This window comes from Ensifer adhaerens, assembly GCF_001270265.1.
GTDB lineage: Bacteria > Pseudomonadota > Alphaproteobacteria > Rhizobiales > Rhizobiaceae > Ensifer > Ensifer adhaerens_B.
This window is the reverse complement of the sequence record NZ_LGAP01000001.1, coordinates 599,926-619,734: the sequence shown is the minus strand read 5'-3', so window position 1 is coordinate 619,734 and position 19,809 is coordinate 599,926. Positions and strand designations below refer to the sequence as shown.

Below are 19,809 nucleotides of genomic sequence, written 5' to 3'. Positions count from 1 at the left end.
AACGCAAAAAGGCCGCGACAGTTCCGCGGCCCCTGTATCGGAAAGGTTCAGATCCTAGCGCCGGGGACCGCGCGCGACGCGCTCGATCTCTTCGCGAACGAGCCGTTCAACCAACGTCGGCAGGTTGTCGTCCAGCCATTCCTGAAGCATCGGACGCAGCATCTCTTCGGCAATTTCGTCGAACGACCGCCGCGTGCTCAGGTCGACAGCCTGGGCAAGATTGTCAAAGGACTGCGCAACCTGCCGGCTGACCTCGGGCGAAACAATCGCAGGTGCGGGTCTTTCGGCTGCCGGCTCGTCGGCAATGACAGCCACGGGTCCGGCGGAAACGACCACGGGCGCCGGCTCTGCTACCTCAAGCGCTGCTGCGGCGGCTTTGACCGCCACACTCTGATTGGCGAGCTCTTGTACTGCACCCGCCGATAGACGCTCAGCCGGCGCCTGTGGTGCGGAAACGGCCGCCATGCGCGACGTGATCACCGGGCTATCCTGAACGCTGCGCAAAGGCACATCGTTGACCGGCTCTTTGGCAGCATAGCTCATGGTGTGGCGCTCGGAGGCTGCCCTTACGCGAGCAGCAACGTCCGCCAGCGAAAGCGGGGGCTGCGCGATACTTGAATGCGGCTCCGAAGGGATGACGGCCACCTCGATCTCCGGCGAAGGCATGGCGGGCTTGCGCGCCTCGGCCTGCTCTTCCCGCCGGCCGAAGGCGGCTGCTTCGATTTCGCCGTCGATCGTCAGTTCGATCTCATCCGACCCGTCGTCCTCGTAGTGATCCTGTGAGGAGAAATCGGTCTGCCCCGGCTCATTGCTCTCGATGATCTTGCGAATGGATGCGAGGATCTCATCCATCGAAGGTTCACGCGCGACATTGAGCTGTGCCATTTCTATCCCCGTTTGACGCGGCCGAACATGTGTCCCGAAACGACGCATGTGCCGATTGCAAACAAACCTTAAGTGAGTTCACGGACGAAACATACGCCGCGAATCAGACACTTGGATTGTTGCACAGATTTGTTTTGATCGGCAGAAGCAGAAACGCCCCGGTTTCCCGAGGCGTTTTGTTTGATCAGCGGCCGTCTACGGTTCGAAGACCGAACCACTTGTCTTTGACCGCCTCGTAGTGCTCTTCGGCACGATATTCGGCGACCTGCAGACCCTGGCTCTGGACGCTCAGTACCGCGGTGGCCGCGAGCAGGCCGTAGCTTGCGACGACGGCGTCGCGCTGGGCGATGGCCAACTGCTCCTGCGCATTCAGGACGGTCTGCTGCGAATCGAGCACGTCGAGCGTGGTGCGCTGACCGACCTTGCGTTCTTCGATGACACCGGCGAGCGCCATGTTGGCGGCCGAGATCTGGGTCTTGTTGGCGCCGATGCGCGCAACTGCCGCCTCAAGCTGGGCATGTGCGGTCACGACGTTCTGCTGAACGGCGGCACGCTGCGAATCGACCAAAATACGTTGCTGACCCAGAGTCTCCTTCGCCCGACGAATCTGGCCGTATTCCGCGCCACCCTGGTAGATCGGCACCGTCAGGCGAGCCGTGAGGCTCGACGCGGTGCTGTCGATACCGTCGCCGGCGTTACCGGTCGTGCGCCCGACCTGTCCCTGAATAGTCACGCCGGGCAGCATCGTGCCTTCGGCGGACTTCACCTGGAAGCCGGCGGTATCGACGTTGTACTGGGCGGCGAGAATGGTCGGATGCTGACGCAATCCCAAGGCAACAGCCTGATCGAGCGAACGCGGAAGCCCTTTGGTAGCCGGCCCCGGCTGCCTGATACCCGTCGGCGCAACGCCGACGATCTGTACGTAAACTGCTTCGCTCTGCTTTAACTGTGCGATGGCGCTGATCAGCAGCGACTGGGCGTCGGCAAGCGATGCCTCGGAAAGGCTGACGTCCGTGCGGGTGCCTTCACCCACGTCAAGGCGGGCCTGAGACGCATTCAGCTGTTCCTTGAGGAAGGCGATGTTCTGCCGGCGGATGGAAACGATCTGCTGGTCACGCGCGATGTTGGCATAGGACGTCGCTGCCGCCAGCAGGATCTGGATCTCGTTTGCCCGAAGCGATTCGCGGTTGGCGAAGACATTCGATTCGGCCGCGCGAACATTGTTCAACGTCTGAAAGCCGTCAAAAATCATCTGGGTTACGGTGATACCGATCTGCCCCTGATGAAAGTCCCGGCTCCCGGTGAGCTCGTTGTCGACGTTTGAAATTGTTCCGTTTGCGAATGCCGAAACCTGTGGGCGAAACCCGGACTTTGCGATCGGCACCCCTTCGTCGGTTGCCCGAAGGCCAGCCCGCGCGGCGTTCAGATCCGGGTTATTCCCATAGGCTTTGGCCATTGCGCCGAAGATCGTCTCCGCTAGCACGGCCTGCGGTGCAAGCAGTACACTCGTCGAGACGGCAGCCCAAAAGGCTGCTTTGCGGACAATCGACACCATACTTCCCTCTCCGATCAGGGCGGCAAAGCCAGCCCACTATTTCCTGCGGCACCATTCCGACGTCGAAACCGGGCCGCCCTAAACACGGCGATGAAGCGCTCACACCGCCCACCGGTGAGCAAATCACTACCTCAGCACTCTTTGAAACCCGGATTCGGCATGATCACAACTGTACACCGATACTGCGCACGGTCATTTCAAAAAGAAACAGGCGTTTCGTTGCCAATTGGCAACATTGCTATTTTAGCAGCACAATCAAATGTTGAGATACCTCAATAAGTGGCACCTCAAAAAACAAAAGTCTGCTCGCGGCGGAAGCCGGGAAGCGGCTTGACCGCAGTGTTGAAGTCCGCCCTTTCGGACGTCTTCCCATGCTCATGGACATACAGCTTAGCACGCGAAGCATTACCGAAGCCTTCCACGGCAATCAGCCTGCCGCCATCGCGCAACTGCTCGAACAAAGCGGCAGGAAGCACCTCCACGGAACCATGAACGAAGATGACGTCAAAGGGCGCTTCGGCGGCATATCCCTTGCCAAGATCGCCCGTGACCACAGCGGCGTTGTCATACCCCAGCCGCGCCAAGGTTTCCGTCGCGGTTGCGGCGAGCGCCTCATCGCATTCGAGCGCGACGACCGAGCCGGCAATCAGCGAAAGCAGCGCCGAGGCATAGCCGGTGCCGCAGCCGATCTCCAGCACGACGTCCGACTTCGAAATTTCGGCGAGCTGCAGCAGCTTGGCGAGCGGCGACGGCTCCATCAGGTACCGCGGGCCCGCGTCCTTGGCACCGTCGAGCTCGATGTCGGTATCGATATAGGCAAGTTCCTTCATGCGCGAAGGCACGAACTCTTCGCGCGGTACGGAGAGGAAAGCGGACAGGATGGCGTGGGACGTGACATCCGTCGTCCGGATCTGGTTGTCCACCATCTTGATGCGCGCCGCTTCGAAATTCATCATACTGCCCTCGTGTCCGGATGAGCGCGGCACCGGTATCCCGGATGACCGCGCAGTCGTCTTCTGGCTGCCAAATATGGCGCCTTTATATAAGCTCATAAATCGCCCTCCCGCCGGTTTCAAGCGACAGCGACATCTTGCAGCGGAAAAAGGAAACGAGAAACGGCGGAACCGGCGATTGCGCGCCGGCATGGGCGGCAGACGCTGGCGCCTGCCGCAAGAACAAAGAACGGCTGGCGTCAGCGGCCAGGCGCCCCTTCCAACCCGACGAGGGCGATCTTGGTGTAACCGGCGTTCTGAATGAGGTTCATGACCGTCATAAGCTCGCCGTAGTCGACGGCCTTGTCCGCACGCAGCAGAACACGCGTCTCGGTGTTGCCCTCTGTCAGGCGCTGCAGCTCGGCCGCAAATTCTTCGCGGGCCGTTTCCTCGTTGCCAATCGCAAGACCGAGATCAGCGTTGAGCGTCACGAAGACCGGCTTGTCGTCCCGCGGTGCCGGCTTGGACACCGATTGCGGCAGATCGACCTTCATGTCCACTGTCGCAAGCGGAGCAGCGACCATGAAGATGATCAGCAATACGAGCATGACATCGATGAAAGGGGTGACGTTGATCTCGCTGTTTTCGTCGAGATCGCCGCCGCTGTCGCTAACCTTGCCGGCCATGCCTCACCCGATCCTTGCGATGGACGCTTCCGCCGGGTGGGCAAAGCCATCCTGGCGACGAGGTTGCGCCTTGCGGACCAGGCGGTGATCGAGGTCGCGGCTGACAAGCCGTTCGACGGCCGCTGCCGCGTCGGCGAGAATCACCTTGTAGCCGCCCACAGAGCGGACAAAGTAGTTATAGATGATAACTGCCGGGATAGCGGCAACGAGACCGATTGCGGTCGCCAGCAGCGCTTCGGCAATACCGGGAGCGACGATGGCAAGATTGGTTGTCTGCGCTTTGCTGATACCGATGAAGGAGTTCATGATCCCCCAGACGGTTCCGAACAGGCCGACGAACGGGCCAACCGAACCGATCGAGGCAAGGATGCCCGTTCCGCTTGTCATGCGCTTGCCGGCGCGAACCTCGATGCGTGTCAGCAGCGATGCGACGCGTTCCTTGAGGCCTGCGGCCGGCGCGTGATCGAGCACAGCCTCCGAACGCACCATCTCATCGATCGCAGCAGCAACCATTTCCGTGGCAGGACCCGACTTACCGTCGAATGTGGATTTGAGCTCGGTCAGTCCATTTGCGGCGGAGAGTTGACGGACGGCGCGGCTAAGGCGCGCCTTTGCGGCAAAAAGTTCGAGCGTCTTGACCACAAAAATCGCCCAGGTGATGACCGAGGCAAGCGCCAGCCCGATCATCACCGCCTTCACCACCATGTCGGCGGCAAGGAACATGCCCACCGGTGAAAGGTCGTGCGGCAGGACCGGGTTGGCGGCAACCTCCAAGGGCGCTTCTGCAGCTTCTGCCACCGAAGTCTCGGTTGATGCCGGCGGTGTTTGTGCACCGACTTCAGACGCGGTCGCCGGGAGACCGTCGGCGACCGGTTGAGCGATCGCGGGCTGCCCGCCCTGAGGGGCATCACTGGCGTTGGCCGGTGCCGTTACCGCCGGTTCCGCGCTCTGAACCTGGTTGACCACAGGAGCAGTCGTCTCGGTTGAGGTTGTCGTCTGAGCCCATACGAGCGTCGAGGAAACACCACAAGCCAGCGCCAATGTCGCTGCCGCCAACAAATTCAGCTTCGATCGGGTTCGGTTGGGCATCTTGTTCCTCGCGTACTGGTCCGTTTCGCCATCACAAAAATTCAAAGACAGCCGGAATTTCAGCTACCTCAACGTGCGTTGGTCGCTCTTTACGACAAACCATGACTGAAGCACAAGGATTTGTGGAGTATAAAGATCAAGAATAATTTCGCGCCTGCGTTCCGATTACCCCAACGGCAAAATCTAGAGAGACGGAGAACCGTCGACGAAGCCGCCGCTTCGCCAATCATAGGCGCGGTGCCGCTCCCAGGGACGCTGCAACGATGTGAACGACGTCTTGAACCGCATCTTCGAGCGCTGGTCGCCGGAGACCGGCTCGGCGAAAATCTCGACCGCCCCTGCCAACCGCAGCAGGCGCCCACTCAGGATCCGCGCCTGGCCGGATGGACAGGCCCGCTCGTTGAAACTTCCCGGCGCGATCAGCAGATCGGCTTGATCGCACAGCACCTCAAACAGGCTTAGATCGTCGACGATGACAACCGTCCAGCCAGAACGGGTCCGGGCGCCACACCATGCTTTGTCTCGGCACGAAAAGACATCGAGCGAAGCATGGCTGAGCGTGGAAGTGAGATCCTGGCGGATGGCGGAGGCCATCGCTGCATCGACGGTCCTCGCTGCCGCCTTGCCAGACGGAGCCTTCATCTCGGGATAAAGACCGTCAGCCGCCGCCGCTTGCACGGGCATTGGAGCGACGTGATTCTCGACTGCCAGTGCGCGTTGCCATTGAGAAAAGAGGAAGTCGGAGGGGCGATCCCGGTTCGTCGCAATGGCCACGTCGGTGACCAACCCCACGAGGCGCCCATCTTCCGACACCAGAACCGCCGGCAATTGCCTGTCTTCGAGCACAAGGCAAACCAGCCCGGAAAACAATAGCAGGGCTCCGATCCCTGCCAGCCAGGTCCGCAGCACACATAGCATGATCCCGCCAAAGGCAATGAGGAGGAATGCCAGCGGCCCGATGCGGCCGGTCAGAAACTCGCCGTCGAGCGAGGTGACGAAGCGGGCGATCACCAGCATGCCATCAAGGCCCCATGCCATGACAGTGAGCGGATACTGCTCGAGGCCGAAGGGCATCAGCAACATGGCGAACAGGCCAAATGGCATGATGACAATGCTGATCAGTGGCGCTGCGAGGATATTGGCGAGCAGGCCATAGGCCGGCAGGCGCTGAAAATAGGCGGCGGAATAGACCGCGGTCGCCAGGCCACCAATCAGTGAGGTTACAACCACGCCGATGACAAAGCCCGTAACGAGCCGCCTGCCCCACCATCGGTCGGGCGTCGGCTGTTCACCCCCTCCCTCCCGTTCGCGCCAGCGTGCATAGCCGGCAACCAGCGCCAATGTGGCGGCGAAAGACATCTGGAACCCCGGCCCCGCGACCGCCGATGGCGTAATCACGATGATGACAATTGCGGCCAGCGCGATGTTTCGCAGGCTGATCGACATGCGATCGAAGAAGACCGCGACCAGCATGATCGAAATCATGATCCAGGCACGCACCGCGGATACGGCACCACCCGAAATCAGGATGTAAAGGAAGACCATGGTCAGCGCACCCGCAGCGGCAACCTTCTTGATCGCCACGCGCTGCGCCAATCCAGGAACAGCGCTCAGGACGGTTCGCGCTCCAATCAGAAATGTTCCCGCGGCAAGCACCATGTTGAGGCCGGAAATTGCCAGCACATGCGCCAGGCCGGCCTGTTGCAGCATCTCGACGGTGTCGCGACCGATCGCTCTTTCTTCCGCCGTCACCAAGGCTGCGGCGAGCGCGCCGGTATCGCCACCGATCACCGTGCGGATCCGTTCGCCCACTGTCTCGCGCATTGCGGCCAGATGCTCCGCCATTCGCATCCAAAGCGAGCGGTCCGACACCGCTGCGGCACTATCGGCCGGCGGGCTACGCGGCGCACCGTAGAAATAGCCGACGGCGCCGATCTGCCGAAAGTAAGAATCGAATGCGAAGTCGTTGAGACCCGGCAACGCAGGGCCGGAAGGCGGCGAAAGACGCGCCCTGCCCTCGATCGTTGCCCCGATCGCCAACGGAGCGTGCGGGCTGCGCGACAGCACCATGGCCTTGAGGGGTGCCCGACGGAGCATCGGTTTTGTCGTTTGCTCGATGAGAACGCCGTAACGCCAATGGTCGCGATCATTCTTCTCGCGCGAAAACACCTTGCCCCGCAGGTTCGTCGTTACCGGTCCATCGAGCACGATCGTGTCGATGTGCGATGTCTCGATTGCCGCAAGCATCATTCCTGCGATGAACAGACCCGCCGCGATCATCGGCGCACGCAGGGCTCGCATGCGGACGCTGAACAGCAAGGCGGCCATTCCGAAAACGCAAAGCAGCAGTGCAAGTTTGACGATTCCGACGTCATAGGGCAGCGAGAGCCACGTCAGCGCTCCGGCAGCCAGAAGAACCGGAACAAACACCAATCCGTGGCCGAATGCCGTTTCTTCCTCGACGGCGTCGCGCCAGGGTGCGACAATAGCCTCGGGTCGGAGGCGCGTCGACGCTACCGTGCCAAACGATCTCAAAAGGCGAAAAGCGAGGTTGCGGCGCGCATTCGCAGGCGTTGCAGACATACCGCCAACCGAAACCGAGGCGGGTGGTGCCGGAGCGGACTTCGATCTCGCTCATTGTACGGCACTTCTCCCCCAAGGCGGTCGAGGCCGATCATGCAACCAATAGCGACAAACCGCAACCTGAGCGCTATCTGCCGAAAAAAGCGGCAAACCTATATGGAATGGTACCGCATCATTCCGTTGGCGGTCATTGATCCCGTTGGACATATTGCCTTAACATGCGATTATTGCGTCGCCATATGCACATTTTCGCATCGCACAATTTGCCTTTCGTACAGCTTGGCAGCCGAAAATAAATCATATAGCAAATTCGCAACGTTCATTTTCGTGGCATGTCTCTATGCCACGTTGCCATAAGACGGAGGGTCCCCATGACAGAAAAAAGCGCGGTCGTAACACTCGATGGAAAGTCGGCGGAACTACCAGTGCGATCGGGGTCCATCGGTCCTGATGTGGTCGATATCGGTTCGCTCTACAAGCAGACCAAGATGTTCACCTACGACCCGGGTTTCACGTCGACGGCGTCGTGCGAATCCAAGATCACCTATATCGACGGTGACGAAGGCGTCCTCCTGCACCGCGGCTACCCGATCGAGCAGCTCGCGGAACATGGCGACTTCCTGGAAGTCTGCTATCTCCTGCTTTACGGCGAACTGCCGACGAAGGCACAGAAGGCTGATTTCGACTACCGCGTTACGCACCACACCATGGTGCATGAGCAGATGTCGCGCTTCTTCACCGGCTTCCGCCGCGACGCTCACCCGATGGCCGTCATGTGCGGCTGCGTCGGCGCACTGTCGGCCTTCTATCACGACTCCACCGACATCACCGATCCGCACCAGCGCATGGTTGCCTCGCTGCGCATGATCGCCAAGATGCCGACGATTGCCGCGATGGCCTACAAGTACCATATCGGCCAGCCCTTCGTTTATCCGAAGAACGATCTCGACTATGCCTCGAACTTCTTGCGCATGTGCTTTGCTGTGCCTTGCGAGGAGTATGTGGTGAACCCGGTTCTGTCGCGCGCCATGGATCGCATCTTCATCCTGCACGCCGACCACGAGCAGAACGCCTCGACCTCGACCGTGCGCCTCGCCGGTTCGTCGGGCGCCAATCCGTTCGCCTGCATCGCGGCTGGCATTGCCTGCCTCTGGGGGCCGGCTCACGGCGGCGCCAACGAAGCTGCGCTCAACATGCTGGCCGAAATCGGCACGGCCGACCGCATTCCGGAATATATCGCCAAGGCCAAGGACAAGAACGATCCGTTCCGCCTGATGGGCTTCGGTCACCGCGTCTACAAGAATTACGACCCGCGCGCCAAGATCATGCAGAAGACCACGCATGAAGTGCTCGCAGAGCTCGGCCACAAGGACGACCCGCTTCTCGAAGTGGCGATGGAACTCGAGCGTATCGCCCTGACCGACGAATACTTCGTCGAGAAGAAGCTCTACCCGAACATCGACTTCTACTCCGGTATCACGCTGAAGGCGCTGGGCTTCCCCACCACCATGTTCACCGTGCTGTTCGCGCTTGCGCGTACCGTCGGCTGGATTGCCCAGTGGAACGAAATGATCGAAGATCCGGAACAGCGCATCGGCCGCCCGCGCCAGCTCTATGTCGGCGCTCCGCAGCGCGACTACGTGCCGGTCTCCAAGCGCTAAACGGCAATCATGGAATGAGAAAAGCCCGGTCAGAAATGACCGGGCTTTTTGTTTTGCAGGTAAGAGAAGACGATCTCGGCGCCTAGTTCGCCGGGCGGTCGATCGGTTGCCATGCGCTGCTGCACCAGCGCGTAGCCGTCGAGCATCGACGCGCGCTGGGCCGTTTGGCTCGACAGCCGCTCGACCCAGCGGGTCAAGGCACCCGGGCGGATGCTCTGGTTGAAATACTCCGGCACGATCGGGAAGTCGGCGATCAGATTGGGGAGCGCCCCGCTCCAGATGCGGATGCGGTTGTGCAGCAACCGCACAAGCCAGTCGGCATCATAGGTGGAAACGACGGGAACGCCGGCCAGCGCGAGCTCGAGAATGACCGTTCCCGACGCCGCAATCGCGGCATCCGCCTTGTCGAAGGCCGCCCACTTTTCGGCGGCTCCAACCGATATTTCCGGCTGAACGGTCCAGCCGGCCGTGATCTCGCGTACCAGTTTTTCCTGGCGTGGAACCGTCGGCAACAGGAAGCGCACGCCGGGATGCCGGCTGGCAAGCTCCTCAACCATCTGGCCAAAGATCGGCAGAAGCCGCCCGACTTCGCTGGAACGCGATCCCGGCAGCAGCAGGCAGGTGGAAACCACATTACCGCTGACGTCGCCCAGTCTTTCGTTCCGACTGGCGCGAACGGCAAGCACATTGGCATCCGAGGCAAGCCGATGACCAATGTAGGTCGTCGGCGGCCCCTCGAGCTTGCGCATGATCTCGGGCTCGAACGGCAACACCGCCAGAACATGGTCGACGTAACTGCGCATGCGCGGCGCCCGTTCCGGTTTCCAGGCCCATACGCTCGGGCAGACATAGTTGATAACCGGCAGATCCGGCAGGGCGGCGCGAACGCGACGCGCGACACGATGGGTGAAATCCGGACTATCAATGATCAGCAGGGCATCAGGGCGCGCAGCGATAATGGCATTCGCCGTCTGGCGGATGCGCAGAATCAACTTTGGCAGGCGTGCCAGCACCTGTGAAAAGCCCATGATCGACAGTTCGGAATAATCGAACAGCGACCTCAGACCTTCGGCCCCCAGACCATCGCCGCCGACGCCGACAAGCTCGACATCGCGGCCGCATTGGACACGCAGTGCCCGCACCAGATCTGCTCCAAGCAAGTCACCCGATACCTCGCCGGCAATCACTGCCAGCTTGTAGCCCTGTCCGCTCATGCCCTTCCCCGGTAATCGCTGCGCTCGACACCCATGACGAACAGCCCTGCCCGGTCGGCAGCCTCAATCACCTCCGAGCGTTCGAGCACCAGGGCACGTCCGGCTTCGACGGCAATCCCAGCCAGCCCGGCTGCCGCCGCGCCCGCAACCGTGGACGGACCGATCGATGGCAGGTCCGCGCGCAAATCCTGCCCCGGCTTGCAGAGCTTGACCAGGACGCCACGGCGACGCGCAGAAACGCGTCCTTCCATCTTCAGCGTTGCCACGCGCTGCAGCATGGCATCAGTGCCCTCGGCGCCCTCCAGCGCCACCACACGACCGCCGATGGCGACCGCGCCCTGCCCCACATCGAGCTCGCCAAGCGCGTTGGCAGCAGCGATACCGGCCTCTACGTCCCGCCTGTCGTCGACCGATGGCGCAAGAGCGCCAATCGGCCCTGGATCTGCCAGAAGGTTCGGAACGACCTCATGCACGCCGATCACATGGGCGCCGCTTGCTTCGATGAGTTGCATGGCCATACGCAGAACAGCGTCGTCGCCACCGGACACCAGCGTCTTCAAAACGCTCGGCACCCTGGCAAGCGTTTTCAGTGTCGGGCGGATATCGCGCCATTCCGGCCGGCGACGCACCCAGCCCGAAAGCACGACGCGATCGATGCCTTCTTCTTTGAATGTGCGGCTAATGCCGGAGAAATCGCCAATGGCAAGTACGGTGTGGTCGAATCCGATCCAATCGCTCTCTTCCGCTTCGCGCGAAAGCGCAATGACAAAAGGGTCTTCTCCACGGGCGCGAACGGCCTCGGCTACATGATGGGGCAGCGCTCCGCCGCCGGCGATGATCGCGAGCCGGCCGCCATTTGCCGCGCGGCTCGCCGTAGCCGACATCACGATCAGGCCTTGCCGCGACTTGGTGACGACAGTGCTCTGTCGCTTTCTGCAGCGATAAAGTCGAGGATCTCGATAACCGGCGCGCAGTCGGCATAGTCCGCGCGAATGGCGGCAGCGTTGGCGCGAACCGATTCCGGCCCTTCGAAGATCTGCTTGTAGGCACGACGAACCATATGGATCGTCGCACGCTCCATGCCGGCGCGGGTCATGCCGACCACGTTAAGCCCGCTCAGAACGCCGGGATTGCCGTTGAGCATGCCGTAGGGGATGACGTCGTAGCTTACGGCCGAGAGACCGCCGATGAACGCCTGCCGACCGATGCGCGTGAACTGGTGCACGGCACAGCCGCCGCCGAGGATCGCGCGGTCCTCGATCGTCACATGGCCGGCCAGCAGCACGTTGTTCGACATGATGATGTTGTTGCCGAGGCGGCAATCATGCGCCACATGCGAATAGGCGAGGAACAGATTGTTGTTGCCGACGATCGTGGCGCCGCCATATTCGACGGTCCCCGCATTCATCGTGACACCTTCGCGGATGGTGCAGTTCTCGCCAATCTGCAGCGTGGTGTCGACCGTGCTGTGATGCACGCTTTGCGAATCTCCGCCAATGACGGCATTCGGGAAAATCTTGGAGCCTTTGCCGACCGTCGTGCGGCCGGCGACGACGACGTGGCTCATAAGTTCCATATCGTCGCCAAGAACGACTTTCGGCCCGATGTAGCAAAACGGGCCGATTTTGACGTTTTCGCCGATGACCGCCCCATCTTCGATGATCGAGGACGGGTGGATCTTCGCTGTTGCTGCAATCATGTTCAAGCGTCTTCCGTGCTGACTATCATCGCGCCGATATCAGCTTCGGCGACAAGTTGCCCGTCAACTTTTGCGTCACAGTGAAACTTCCAGATATTGCCGCGCTGTTTCTGCTTCACGACATGGAACTCGACACGGTCGCCCGGCACAACCGGCTTGCGGAAACGCGCATTGTCGATGGTCATGAAGTAGACGAGGTTGGTGCCCGAAGCGGTCTTGCGCGCGCAGATCGCGCCCGCCGTCTGCGCCATGCCTTCAATCAAAAGGACGCCCGGCATGATCGGCTTTTCCGGGAAATGGCCGGTAAAGTGCGGCTCATTCGCCGAGACGTTCTTGATGCCGATCGCCGAATTGTCACCGTCGATCTCGATGATCCGGTCGACGAGCAGGAAGGGGTAGCGATGCGGGAGAAGCTTCAGGATCTCCTGAATATCCGCCGTGCCGAGAACCGTTGCCGCCTCACTCATTCGTGCCACCCTTCTTTTTCTGTCTGTCACTTGCGCGCAGGGCCATTTCGGCGACATCGCGCAGGAAATCGCGCATGGGGCGCGCTGGAATACCGCCATAGCGTTCGCCCGCTGGGACGTCGCTTGCAACGCCGCTCATCGCGGCAATCTGAACACCGTCGCCCACAGTGATGTGGCCGTTGACGCCGCTACCACCGCCGATCATCACGCCGTCACCAATCCTGGTGCTGCCGGCGATGCCGACCTGGCTGACGATGCCGCAATAACGGCCGATGCGGACGTTGTGGCCGATCTGTACAAGGTTGTCGATCTTCGTGCCTTCGCCGATGACCGTATCATCCATCGTGCCACGGTCGATCGTCGTGTTTGCACCGATCTCGACATGGTCCTGGATGATCACGCGTCCGACCTGAACGATCTTGATCATTCCGCCCTTGGGGCCTGGCGCGTAGCCGAACCCATCCTGGCCGATCCGGGCACCCGGGTGAATGATGACGCTATTGCCGACAAGGGCACAAAGAACGCTTGCGCCCGCCGCGATCGTGCAGTCTCGGCCAATGCGAACACCTGGCCCGATAACGACACCTGCGGCAATTCTCGTTCCGCTACCTATTTCGGCGCCGGCCCCAATCACTGCCATCGGCTCGACTTCAACCCCCTCTTCAAGGCGGGCCGTCGGATCGACGAAGGCAGCCGGCGAGACACCATCGAGGCTGGTGTTACGCGACGGGCGCATCGCCACCTCGTGCAACAACGTACCTGCCAGCGCAAAGGCCGTATGCGGCCTTGCAGTCAAAAGAATGGGGATATGAGACGGGACGAGTGGAGCGATCGTCTTGTCGCAGATGATGGCCGACGCCTGGCAGGTTTCCAGTTCGGCGCGATATTTGCGCGAAAGCATGTAGCAGACGTCGCCGGGCTTAGCCCGGTTGACAGGTGCTACGGAATGAATAGCGCGATCGGCGGCCGCGCTATCCGCCAACTCCGCCCCAATCTGATTTGCCAGGTCACCCAGACGAATCCCTTGATGGGGCGGAAAAAACCAGTTCTGTTCCATGGACACTCCAGAACAATCTACTTTCGGCAGTTCTGGACTGCTTCTTTATCAGAACGACGAGGAAATACCGAACTTCAGGTTCTGAACCCTGTCGAAATCTTCCTTCGCGACCGGCCAAGCGTAGTCGACACGCAGAGGACCGAACGGCGACGCCCAGATCAAGCCGATACCGACCGATGCGCGCAGCGAGGAGTCGTTACCCAGGACCGTTTCCGAGGGCAACGTGGCGACCTTGTTGCTGTAGAGCGTACCCGCATCGGCGAAGACCGCACCGCGGAAACCGCTGTCACGCGGAATACCCGGAAGTGGGAACGTCGCTTCGGCCGAAGCAGTGAAGTACGTGGTGCCACCAAGCGCATCGCCCGTTGCCTGGTCGCGCGGACCGACACCGTTACGCTCGAAGCCGCGAATATCGTTGCTGCCGAGTTGGAACTGGTCGAAGACCTGCAGATCGCTGCCGGTTCCGAAGATATGGCCGGCACCACCGGCAAGCGAAGCAATAATATCCGCCTCGTCGTGCACCGTATAATACCACTTGGCCTTTCCGGTGACCTTGTAGAAATCGGAATCGCCACCGAGACCGGCGAATTCATGCGTAAACGTCGCCAGAATGCCATCATGCGGCAGCTGCGCATCATCCAGCGTGTTGTAGGTGATCGACTGCGATACCGACGAACGGACCCAGTTTCCACCCTCAACCGCGCGAACGTAAGGCGACGACAGCTTTGCAACATTACCGCTATAGTCAAACGTCGTGAAGTTGTACCGCAGCGTCGTCGACAGGTTTTCGGTGATCGGCGCCGCTATGCGCAGGCTGAAGCCCTGGTCTTCATAGCTGTAGTCTTCGTCATCAAAGTCGTTTTCGTTCTTGAAGACGTCAAAGCCTGCAGCCAGCCGATAGCCAAGGAAATACGGCTCGGTGAACGAAACGTTGTAGGTACGGCTCTCATCGCCGCGACCCGCTGCCACGCGAATGTACTGACCGCGACCCAGGAAGTTCTTTTCCTCAATCGAGGCTTCGACAAGGAAGCCGCCGCCGCTGCCAGCAGAATAGCCGGCACCGATACCGAACGAACCGGTCGACTGATCCTGTACGTCAACGATAACCACGACGCGGTCAGCCGCGCTGCCCGGAGCCGTCGAGATATTGACGGTCGAGAAATAGCCCAGAGCCTCAAGACGACGCTTGGCGCGCGCGACCATTTCCTGATTGAAGGCATCGCCTTCGCCCATATCGAACTCGCGGCGAATGACGTAGTCGCGGGTGCGGGTGTTACCGCGAATTTCGATGCGCTCGACGTAGGCCCGCTCACCCTGGTCGACGAGATAGTCGACGGCAATCGTATGGTTGCTGAGGTCGCGGTTACCGCGCGGCGTCACGCGAGCAAACGGGTAGCCAGCCGAAGCGACGCGCTTCGAAATCTCGCTCATCGTTTCCTGAATGTCCTTGGCCTTATAGACCGACCCTTCGCGGCTAAGAACGACGCCCTTCAGCGATTCGGCATCCACACCTTCAACCGTCGATTCGACAGTCACTGCACCAAAGTCGTAGCGCGGACCTTCTTCGACGGTGATCGTCACCGCGTACTCGTTGGTCGCCTCGTTGAGAGAGGCCTCGGAAGAGATGACCTGGAAGTCGGCATAACCACGGTTGTAGTAGAACTGACGCAGCAGCTCTTCGTCTGCGCGCAGCTTGTCCGGATTGTAGACGTCCTTGCGGGTCAGGAACGAGAAGATGCCCGATTCCTTGGTCGCGATGATCGATTGCAGACGACCATCGCTATAGGCTTCGTTGCCGACAAAATTGATCTGCGAAATCTTGGTGCGCTCGCCTTCATTGATGACGAAAGCAAGATTGACGCGACCCTCAGCGATCGGAACGACCTGGGTCGTCACAGTGATATCGCTGCGCCCGATCGCTGCATAAGCGTCCTTGATCGACTGGATATCAGTTTCGACGGTCGCCTCACTATAGGGGCCGAGCGGCTGTGTGCGGACGATGCCCTGAAGCTTGTCGTCCTTGATCTTGCGGTTGCCGTTGAAGACAACCTGGTTGACCAACTGATTCTCGCTGACGCTAACGACAAGCGTACCGCCCGCAACATTGATGCTGACGTCGGAGAAGTAGCCGGTCGCGTACAGACGCTTCACCGAAGCATCGATATCGGCATTGCTGAAGCTCTTACCCGGCACAATCGTGATGTTCGCACGTACCGTCTCGGCGCTGACGCGCGTGGCACCGCGGACTTCAACACGGCTGATGGTCGCGGCCTCTGCGACGGAAGCGCCTGCGAGCAATCCAACACCAGCGCCAGAAACCACCATACTCGTGGACAGCGCAAACGCCGACACCGCGTTCAAAAACCTTGAACCAGCTTTCATGTTCAAATCTTACCTTTTCCCAACGTCGCGCGGCAATTTCGTGCCGACTCCGGTCACGGTTGCCGTTTTACCCGCTTTTCCCATACAAGCAAGCCAGCTCGTTAATTTCTGTTTACTTCAATTCGAACCGTGGCTTAACGGCCACTACAGATTCGAGTTATCGTAAACAAATCCTTGCTGGACAAGCCGTTGAAATCCAATCGTTCACAGTATCGGTCGTCGTTCCCCTCAAACGGTCCCCGGCCGAACGCTAGCCGAAGAACATCGAAATGTCGTTCCACGTCGCAAAAATCATGAGCATGAGCACCATGGCAAAGCCGATCCGATAAGCGACATCCTGCGCGGCAGCTCCAACCGGCTTTCCGCGCAGGGCCTCAACCGCATAGAACATCAGGTGGCCGCCATCAAGCACCGGAACGGGCATGAGGTTAAGCAATCCTATGGAAACTGACAGGACAGCTGCAAGCTGCAGCACGGCAGCCACACCCAGCGTCGCCATTTGGCCCGAAGCCTGGGCGACACGAATGGGACCGCCCAGCTGATCCGCCTTCATACGACCCGTTACGAGATTCGCCAGATAGTCGAATGTGCCGGTGACGATGTGCCAGCTTTGCAGCGCACCCTGCCCGATGGCTTCGATCGGCCCGTAGGTAACAAGTCGGAAATTGCCGGCATCCTGATCGGTGACGATACCGATGATGCCAATCTCCATCTTGTTGCCGAACTGATCCGATATTTCGGTCCGTTCGGGTACCATGGGAAGATCCAGAAGTGCACCGTCACGCTCGATCCGGATCTTGATCTCCAGCTCAGGCCGAACGCTCACATAGCGGCGCACATCGTCGAAGGTTGCGACCGGCGTTCCGTCAATGGCGATCAGCCGATCACGCGGAAGGATGCCAGCCTTGGCGGCAGCACTGTTCTCCTTCACCTGAGCAACGACCGGGTCCGCCACCGAACGTCCGTAAACGGCGAATAGAACGGCAAAAATGGCAATCGCAAGGATGAAGTTGGCGATCGGGCCCGCGGCAACTGTCGCCGCACGCTTCCACAGCTTCGCGCCCAGGAAGGTCCGGGATCGTTCTTCGGGCGAGATCGCCTCCAGCCGCTTGTAATCCGGCGTGCTGGCCGCGTCTTCATCGCCATAGAACTTGACGTAGCCACCAAGCGGTACTGCGCAGAACTTCCACCGGGTGCCATGCTTATCGGTCCATCCGAGCAGTTCCGGTCCGAAACCGACCGAGAATGCAAGGATCCGAATGCCCGACCAGCGGCCAACGAGGTAGTGTCCCATTTCGTGCACGAAGACCAAAAGGGTCAGCACCAACAGGAAGGGAACGATGTAACCGGTCACGAATTGCAGGGCATCAAGCAGATATGTCATGAACTTTCCTTAAGTGCCTGCCGGCAGCATTACAGGCCGAGGAGGACCGACCCAAAGGCGATCTGACGCCCCTCGCTGAGGACATACTGTACCAGGACCAGGACCAGCGTGGCGATGCAGGCGAATATCAGACCATCGACCCGATCCATGACCCCGCCATGCCCAGGAATGAGATGGCTCGAATCCTTGACGCCGAATCGGCGCTTTATGAAGGATTCGAAGAGGTCCCCGATCTGGCTCGCGACGGAGAGAACCAGCGCCACCGCTGGAACACGCAGATCTTGCAGCGGAAAATATACCATAAAAACGGCAGTGCCGGCCAAAACGCCGGAAATCGTCCCGCCAATGGCGCCCGACCAGGTCTTGCCGGGCGAAATGCGCGGCGCGAGCTTGGGTCCCCCGATCGCCCGGCCAACGAAGTAGGCAAGAATATCGGTTCCCCAAACGACCGCGAAGACGAACAAGGTCGCAATCAGGCCTGCCTGATCAATCCCGCGCAGGGCCGCCAGCGAGATGCCCGTCAATCCTGCGTAGACGATGCCGCCGGGCAACCACCAGCTGCCCTTCTTGAGCGATACCCAAACCACTGCGATAACGACGGTAATGAGCAGGGCCGGCAGACTGTAGCCAATATATCCGAGAAGAATGAGCGCCGCGATTATCGCCAGCGACAGCCAACCGAAAGCGTTGCCCTGAAAATCGCGTTCCGGAAGACCGGTAATCGTCGACCATTCGTAATAGACAAGCAGCGCGATCAGCACCGAAAGCAGCTGGAAGGCCAAGCCGCCGAACCAGGTCGCACCGAGGGCTACCGCCGCGAGCACCACTCCCGAAGCGATGCGAAGCTTGAGTTCTGTTTGCATTACGAACCAACCGCTAACGTCGGCTGCGCCAGACCGCCGAAGCGACGCTCGCGGCACGCGAATTTCTCGAGCGCCGACAGAAACGTCTCACGCGTGAAGTCTGGCCAAAGCTCCGGAACGAACAGCAGTTCCGAATAGGCGCCCTGCCAAAGAAGAAAGTTTGAAAGCCGTTCCTCGCCGCTGGTGCGAAGAATGAGATCCGGATCGGGAATACCCGCCGTATCGAGCGATGCGGCGATGCGTTCCGGCGTAATGTCCTCTGGCCGCAGACGACCCTCGGCGACATCGGTTGCCAGGCGCCGCATGGCGCGTGTCAGCTCGTCACGCGCACCGTAGTTGAAGGCGATCACCAGAGTGATGCCGGTGTTCGCACTCGTCGTCTCCTCGGCCTCGATCAGCAGCGGCAGGATATCGCCGCGCAGATTCGATCGCTCTCCGATAATCCGGATGCGAACATTCTCGCGGTGCAGGTCGGCAAGATCACGGCGAATGAAGGCTTTGAGCAAGCCCATCAGATCCGTCACCTCGGCCTGCGGCCTGTTCCAGTTTTCGGACGAGAACGCAAAAAGCGTGAGGTAACGGACACCCGCTTCGGCTGCCGTCTTCACCGCATCACGCACCGCTTCAACACCTTTGCGGTGTCCCATCGTGCGCGGCAGTCCGCGCGCATTCGCCCAGCGCCCGTTGCCATCCATGATGATGGCAACGTGTTGCGGAACGGTGATCGGGATGAGTTTTTGCATAAGGCGTCCGCGAAAGGAGACTCAGATCAAGAGCAGATCAGACCTGCATGATTTCCTTTTCCTTATCGGCGAGCAAGCGGTCGATATCGGAAATCGTTTCATCGGTCATCTTTTGCACCCGCTCGGACTGAGAACGGCTGATATCCTGCCCGATGTCGCCATCCTTTTCGGCTTTTTTCAGGTCGTCCATGCCATCACGACGAACATGCCGGACGGCGACCTTGGCCTTTTCGGCATAATCGTGAGCAACCTTGACCAGCGACTTGCGGCGCTCTTCGTTGAGTTCCGGCAGCGGGATGCGCAAATTCTGGCCATCGATGATCGGGTTCAGGCCGAGGTTCGATTCGCGGATGCCGCGATCGACGGCGCCGACCATCTGCTTGTCCCAGACCGAAACGGACAGCATGCGCGGTTCCGGCACGGTGATGTTTGCCACCTGATTGAGCGGAACGCGCGAGCCGTAGGCTTCAACGGTCACCGGGTCGAGAACATTTGCCGACGCGCGGCCGGTGCGCAGCGATGCAATATCGCTCTTGAATGCGGAGATAGCGCCGTCCATGCGACGCTTCAGTTCCTTCAGGTCTACACCTTCACTCATGGCTGGAAACT

Annotated in this window: 17 protein-coding genes; 1 reads left to right on the top strand and 16 read right to left on the bottom strand. The window is 60.3% G+C overall.

From position 1 onward, the window contains the following. Positions 1 to 54: 54 nt before the first annotated feature. The 6 genes from AC244_RS03005 to AC244_RS02980 all read right to left on the bottom strand — a co-directional run bounded on the left by AC244_RS03005 (position 55) and on the right by AC244_RS02980 (position 7,730). Positions 55 to 885, bottom strand: a complete 831-nt coding sequence (locus AC244_RS03005) for a PopZ family protein (RefSeq protein ID WP_053247309.1) — start codon at positions 883 to 885, stop codon at positions 55 to 57. Between the two features lie 184 nt (positions 886 to 1,069). Further along, complete coding sequence (gene tolC, locus AC244_RS03000; protein ID WP_053247308.1) at positions 1,070 to 2,440, bottom strand: outer membrane channel protein TolC; 1,371 nt, start codon at positions 2,438 to 2,440, stop codon at positions 1,070 to 1,072. 287 nt (positions 2,441 to 2,727) lie between these two features. After that, a complete protein-coding gene (locus AC244_RS02995) occupies positions 2,728 to 3,393 on the bottom strand; it encodes a protein-L-isoaspartate O-methyltransferase family protein (protein ID WP_053247659.1) in 666 nt (221 codons plus the stop codon). Between the two features lie 239 nt (positions 3,394 to 3,632). After that, entirely contained in the window at positions 3,633 to 4,058 is a 426-nt protein-coding gene (exbD, locus tag AC244_RS02990; protein WP_053247307.1) for a TonB system transport protein ExbD, read from the bottom strand. A gap of 3 nt (positions 4,059 to 4,061) precedes the next feature. Next, positions 4,062 to 5,147 carry a tonB-system energizer ExbB gene (gene exbB, locus AC244_RS02985; RefSeq protein WP_053247306.1) on the bottom strand — a complete coding sequence of 362 codons (1,086 nt, stop codon included), beginning with the start codon at positions 5,145 to 5,147 and terminating at the stop codon, positions 4,062 to 4,064. Positions 5,148 to 5,330: 183 nt separating this feature from the next. Then, positions 5,331 to 7,730, bottom strand: a complete 2,400-nt coding sequence (locus AC244_RS02980; protein ID WP_082366711.1) for a ComEC/Rec2 family competence protein — start codon at positions 7,728 to 7,730, stop codon at positions 5,331 to 5,333. A gap of 371 nt (positions 7,731 to 8,101) precedes the next feature. Here AC244_RS02980 and gltA point away from each other — a divergent pair, with 371 nt between their 5' ends. Next, positions 8,102 to 9,391 (top strand): citrate synthase, encoded by a 1,290-nt coding sequence (gltA, locus tag AC244_RS02975; protein WP_053247305.1) that lies wholly within the window; start codon positions 8,102 to 8,104, stop codon positions 9,389 to 9,391. Positions 9,392 to 9,420: 29 nt separating this feature from the next. Here gltA and lpxB read toward each other — a convergent pair whose 3' ends face one another. From lpxB to frr, 10 genes are all read right to left on the bottom strand, one after another. Next, a complete protein-coding gene (gene lpxB / locus AC244_RS02970) occupies positions 9,421 to 10,605 on the bottom strand; it encodes a lipid-A-disaccharide synthase (protein ID WP_053247304.1) in 1,185 nt (394 codons plus the stop codon). After that, on the bottom strand, positions 10,602 to 11,489 hold the full coding sequence (locus tag AC244_RS02965) for an LpxI family protein (protein ID WP_053247303.1): 888 nt from the start codon (positions 11,487 to 11,489) through the stop codon (positions 10,602 to 10,604). Before AC244_RS02965 ends, lpxB begins: the two co-directional genes overlap by 4 nt. Positions 11,490 to 11,494: 5 nt before the next feature. Next, positions 11,495 to 12,304 (bottom strand): acyl-ACP--UDP-N-acetylglucosamine O-acyltransferase, encoded by an 810-nt coding sequence (lpxA, locus tag AC244_RS02960; RefSeq protein ID WP_152975824.1) that lies wholly within the window; start codon positions 12,302 to 12,304, stop codon positions 11,495 to 11,497. 2 nt (positions 12,305 to 12,306) lie between these two features. Further along, a complete protein-coding gene (gene fabZ / locus AC244_RS02955) occupies positions 12,307 to 12,771 on the bottom strand; it encodes a 3-hydroxyacyl-ACP dehydratase FabZ (protein WP_025426827.1) in 465 nt (154 codons plus the stop codon). After that, positions 12,764 to 13,828 carry a UDP-3-O-(3-hydroxymyristoyl)glucosamine N-acyltransferase gene (gene lpxD / locus AC244_RS02950; RefSeq protein WP_053247301.1) on the bottom strand — a complete coding sequence of 355 codons (1,065 nt, stop codon included), beginning with the start codon at positions 13,826 to 13,828 and terminating at the stop codon, positions 12,764 to 12,766. The genes fabZ and lpxD overlap by 8 nt, the downstream gene beginning before the upstream one ends. Before the next feature lie 48 nt (positions 13,829 to 13,876). After that, positions 13,877 to 16,210, bottom strand: a complete 2,334-nt coding sequence (gene bamA, locus AC244_RS02945; protein WP_053247300.1) for an outer membrane protein assembly factor BamA — start codon at positions 16,208 to 16,210, stop codon at positions 13,877 to 13,879. 250 nt (positions 16,211 to 16,460) lie between these two features. Beyond that, the gene (rseP, locus tag AC244_RS02940) at positions 16,461 to 17,594 is read right to left on the bottom strand and encodes an RIP metalloprotease RseP (RefSeq protein ID WP_053247299.1); all 1,134 of its coding nucleotides are present in this window, start codon (positions 17,592 to 17,594) and stop codon (positions 16,461 to 16,463) included. 29 nt (positions 17,595 to 17,623) lie between these two features. Continuing rightward, complete coding sequence (locus AC244_RS02935; RefSeq protein ID WP_053247298.1) at positions 17,624 to 18,457, bottom strand: phosphatidate cytidylyltransferase; 834 nt, start codon at positions 18,455 to 18,457, stop codon at positions 17,624 to 17,626. After that, positions 18,457 to 19,200, bottom strand: a complete 744-nt coding sequence (locus tag AC244_RS02930; RefSeq protein WP_053247297.1) for an isoprenyl transferase — start codon at positions 19,198 to 19,200, stop codon at positions 18,457 to 18,459. Before AC244_RS02930 ends, AC244_RS02935 begins: the two co-directional genes overlap by 1 nt. Before the next feature lie 37 nt (positions 19,201 to 19,237). After that, complete coding sequence (frr, locus tag AC244_RS02925) at positions 19,238 to 19,798, bottom strand: ribosome recycling factor (RefSeq protein WP_053247296.1); 561 nt, start codon at positions 19,796 to 19,798, stop codon at positions 19,238 to 19,240. Between the last annotated feature and the right edge of the window lie 11 nt (positions 19,799 to 19,809).